Below are 4,088 nucleotides of genomic sequence, written 5' to 3'. Positions count from 1 at the left end.
GCCTTGCCCCCGGCCCCGGCCCCCGCCTCGACCTTGGCCAGCGCCAGCAGGTCGGCCACCAGCAGCGTCAGCCGGTCCAGCTCCGCCAGCGCCTCCTCGAACTCGGGCGTGCCCTCCGCCCGCAGATGCGGCTCCAGGTTCTCCAGCCGCAGCCCTAGCACCGTGAGCGGGGTGCGCAGCTCGTGCGAGGCGTCGGCCACGAACGCCCGCTGCCGCTCCATCGCGCCGGAGACCGCGTCGGCCATCGCGTTGAAGCGCTCCTCCAGCCGCCGCAGCTCGGAGGGGCCCACACCGGGATGCGCCCGCGCGTCCAGCCGGCCCTGCGCGATCGCCTGGGTGGTGCGGTCCAGCTCGGTGACGGGCCGCAGGATCCAGCGGGCCAGCCGCCTGGCCGCCAGCGCCGAGTAACCCAGCGCGACCAGCGCGCCGAGCGCCAGCGCGCCCCACACCAGCGACACGTCCAGCCTGGCCTGGTCGGCGGGCGCCTCCAGCAGCACCACGCCGGACAGCTGCGCGTCCCTGCCCGCGGGCTCGGCCAGCAGCACCCTGGCCGGGCCGAACGGGCTGATCGTGGGCAGGTCCTCGGTCGTCCGCCCGGCCAGCGCGAGGCGGACGGCGTCCCGGTCGTCGGCCTGGAAACGGCCCGCCGTGGCGAGGACCGAGCCGTCGCGGTCGCGGACGCGGACGGCGGCGCCGTACAGCTCGGCGTACCGGGTGATCTCGGCGATCAGCCCCGTGCGGTCGTCCTCCCGCGCCGCCTGGTCGGCCAGCTCCGCGAACCGGGTCGCGTCCGCGCGGCGGTCGAGCAGCAGCCGGTTCGTCCGGTGCGAGGCGTAGGCGAACCCGAGCGGGACGGCCAGCGCCGCGATCAGGAAGACGATCAACGTGGTGAACGTGACCACCAGCCGGGAGTTCACGCCGTCGAGCCCAGCCGGTAGCCGGTGCCGCGCAGCGTCTCGACCAGCCCGGGACGGCCGGTCTTCGAGCGCAGGTTCGCCACGTGGACGTCGAGCGAGCGGGACGCCGACAGCAGCGGATCGCCCCAGACCTCGTCGAGGATCTCCTCCCTGCCGCGCACCACGCCCGGCTCGCGCGCCAGCAGCGCGAGCAGGTCGAACTCGCGCCTGGTCAGCGTCACCGGCTCACCCGCCACCGTGACCTGCCGGCAGCCCAGGTCGATGCGGACGTCCCCGACGCTCACCACGTCGTCGCGCGGCGGCCTGGGCCTGGTGCCGCGCCGCACCACCGCCTCCATGCGGGCCATCAGCTCGATCGTGCGGAACGGCTTGATCAGATAGTCGTCCGCCCCCGAGCGCAGCCCGCGCAGCACCTCCCGCTCCTCCGTACGGGCCGTGACCACGATCAGCGGCACCGCCGACACCCGGCGCAGGCGGCGCAGCGCGTCGAGCCCGTCCATGTCGGGCAATCCCAGGTCGAGCAGGACGAAGTCGGCGCCCCCCGCCAGGCGGAGTGCGTCGACGGCCAGCCCCGCCCGGGTGACCTGGTGGCCGTGCCGGGCGAGGGCCGTGGTGAGGGCGGAGGCGAGCCGATCGTCGTCCTCGACCAGCAGAACGCGCATATGTCCAGGTTAGATGCGGGCCGGGACCGAATCCCGCGCGGCCTGCTCGGCACGCGAGAGCGCCGCGTCCCTCGTCTCACGCATGGTCAGGTAGACGACCAGCGACACCGCGGCGCAGCCGGAGACGTACCAGAAGAAGCCGGACTCGATGCCGTTGTCCTTGAACCACAGCGCCACGTATTCGGCGGTGCCGCCGAACAGGGCGTTCGCGATCGCGTAGGGGAGTGCGACGCCGAGCGCGCGCACGTGCGTGGGGAAGAGCTCGGCCTTCACCACGGCGTTGATCGAGGTGTAGCCGGTGATGATGATCAGGCCGGTGAGCGAGAGCACCAGCGCCCCGCCGAACCCGTCTGCCCCGCCCAGCGCCGTCATCAGCGGCACCGTGCCCAGCATCGACCCGAGCCCGAACGTGATCAGCAGCGGCCTGCGCCCGATCCGGTCCGACAGCGCCCCGGCCAGCGGCTGCAGGCACATGAAGATGAACAGCGCGCAGAAGCTGACCAGCGTGGCGGTCTCCTTGGCCAGGCCGGCCGTGTTCGACAGGTATTTGGTGAGGTAGGTGGTGTAGGTGTAGTACGCGACCGTGCCGCCCATGGTGAGGGCGATGACCAGCAGCGCCTCCTTCTTGTGGGCGAGCAGCTCCTTGATCGTGCCGCGCTGGCCGCCGCTCTCGGTCTCGCGCTCCTCCTCGTCGTACGCCTCCGTCTCCAGCAGGCTGCGGCGCAGGTAGAACACGACCGCCGCGGCCAGGGCGCCGACCACGAACGGGATGCGCCAGCCGTAGGAGTTCAGGGCCTCCTTGGACATCGAGTTCTGCAGGATGATCTGCAGGCCGAGGCCGACGAGCTGGCCGGCGGTCATGGAGACGTACTGGAAGCTGGAAGCGAAGCCGCGGCGGCCGCGCGGGGTGGCCTCGGTCAGGTACGTGGCGCTGGCCGCGTACTCGCCGCCGACGGACAGGCCCTGCAACAGGCGCGCGATCACCAGCACCAGGGCGCCGAAGTAGCCGACCGCCTCGTAGGTCGGCGCGATCGCGATCAGCAGCGCGCTGGCCGACATCAGCGTGACGGTGAGCGTGAGCGCCGCCTTGCGGCCCTTCCTGTCGGCGTAGCGGCCGAGCAGCCAGCCGCCGAGCGGGCGCATGAAGAAGCCGACGGCGAAGATGGCCGCGGTGTTGAGCAGCTTCGCCGTGTCATTCCCCTCAGGGAAGAAGGAAGCGGCGAAATAGACGGCGAAACTGCTGTAGACAAACCAGTCATACCACTCGACCAGATTGCCGACAGAGCCGCCGACCACTGCCTTCCACGGCACACGTGCCTTGTTCACAGAGAACCTCCTGGGGGGAGTAGGTGCAGGCCAGAGCCTCTCCGCAGAAGGTTGTTCCGGCAAGGGCGCGGGGGTCAGATCTAACGTCCGCTTAACATGCGTTCTTACGCGGACGTAACCTCAGCGCAACTCAGCTCACCGCAACGGGGGGACGGCGTTCTTCGCCCGCTCCAGCGCCAGGTCGCCCCACCAGAGGCCGGCCTCTGGGGAGACCACGCCGCGCTCGGGGTCCTTCTCTCCGTCCGTGCCGCGCCGGCAGCGCCCGCTGGAGCTGCCCGCCCGCGCGATCCACAGGTAGGCGTCGGCCAGCTCCTCGCCCGTCTCCGTCGTGGGCCGGTCGCCGACGCCCCTGCCCGGTGGGTTGCACCAGGTCTGCGGGTCGGCGTAGTGCTTCGCCGGCGCCCAGGAGCCCCGGCCGTTCCTGCTGGTGTCCACGACGAAGTGCGGCATCGTGGCGGGATCGACCGTGGCGGCCGCGGGGCAGCCCTTCTTGCCGGTCGAGAGCTGGAGGCCGATGCAGGCCGACAGCGCTTTGCCGTACGCGACGGCCTTCTGGGTGCGCTGGTAGCCGGCGGTGTTGACGAAGAACCCGTCGGCCCGGTCGATCCCCGCGCCGATCAGCCGCTCGGCCATGACGGCGGTGCCCGGCCAGAGGTCCTGGCTGCCGTCGAGGTAGACGGCCGTGGCGGGGTTGCCCTTCAGGGTCTGAACGGCCTGGCGCAGGTCCTGGTAACGCTGAGCGGGCGAGCCCTCCAGGTCGCAGTCCTTGGTGCCGGGGAGCTTCACCAGGCTGGCGGGCTCCAGGATGACCACCGCCTTGGCCTGGCCGATCTGGCCGGCGATGCCCTTGAGCCACTCCTGGTAGGCGGCCATGCCGGCCGCGCCGACCTGCTGGCAGTCGCTGCCGGGCATGTAGTTGATCAGGAACACGGGGACGCCGCCGGCCTGCTCGGCCGCGGTGATCGTGTTCTCCACCTTGGCCCTGACCTCCGGCTCGTTCAGGCGGATGGCGTGCGGGACGGCGGCCAGCTTGCGCATGAGGGCGGCGTCGCCAGGGCGGTCCGCCTCCCACTCGCTCGCCTGGCGGCTGGCGGCCGGCTCGGCGGGGGCGTAGAAGGTCACGCCTGCCTGGGCTCTGAGCGGGTTCTGCGGGGAGGTGGCGGCTGGTTGCGTGGGGCGGCCC

4 protein-coding genes are annotated in these 4,088 nt (G+C 72.1%); all 4 read right to left on the bottom strand.

Annotation, left to right across the window (positions count from 1 at the left end):
- Positions 1-917: histidine kinase dimerization/phospho-acceptor domain-containing protein (locus ETD85_RS60635; protein WP_138698825.1), on the bottom strand; the 917-nt coding region annotated here is incomplete at its 3' end.
- Positions 914-1,579 carry a response regulator transcription factor gene (locus tag ETD85_RS60630; protein WP_138698824.1) on the bottom strand — a complete coding sequence of 222 codons (666 nt, stop codon included), beginning with the start codon at positions 1,577-1,579 and terminating at the stop codon, positions 914-916. The genes ETD85_RS60635 and ETD85_RS60630, both read right to left, overlap by 4 nt.
- Before the next feature lie 9 nt (positions 1,580-1,588).
- On the bottom strand, positions 1,589-2,905 hold the full coding sequence (locus ETD85_RS60625; RefSeq protein WP_206059614.1) for an MFS transporter: 1,317 nt from the start codon (positions 2,903-2,905) through the stop codon (positions 1,589-1,591).
- A gap of 135 nt (positions 2,906-3,040) precedes the next feature.
- The coding region (locus ETD85_RS60620) for a glycoside hydrolase family 6 protein (RefSeq protein WP_206059613.1) at positions 3,041-4,088 on the bottom strand (1,048 nt) is incomplete at its 5' end.

The sequence above is a fragment of the Nonomuraea zeae genome (assembly GCF_005889725.1).
Lineage (GTDB): Bacteria > Actinomycetota > Actinomycetes > Streptosporangiales > Streptosporangiaceae > Nonomuraea > Nonomuraea zeae.
Note: the sequence above shows the minus strand (reverse complement) of the source record. Positions and strands in the feature narration are given on the sequence as shown.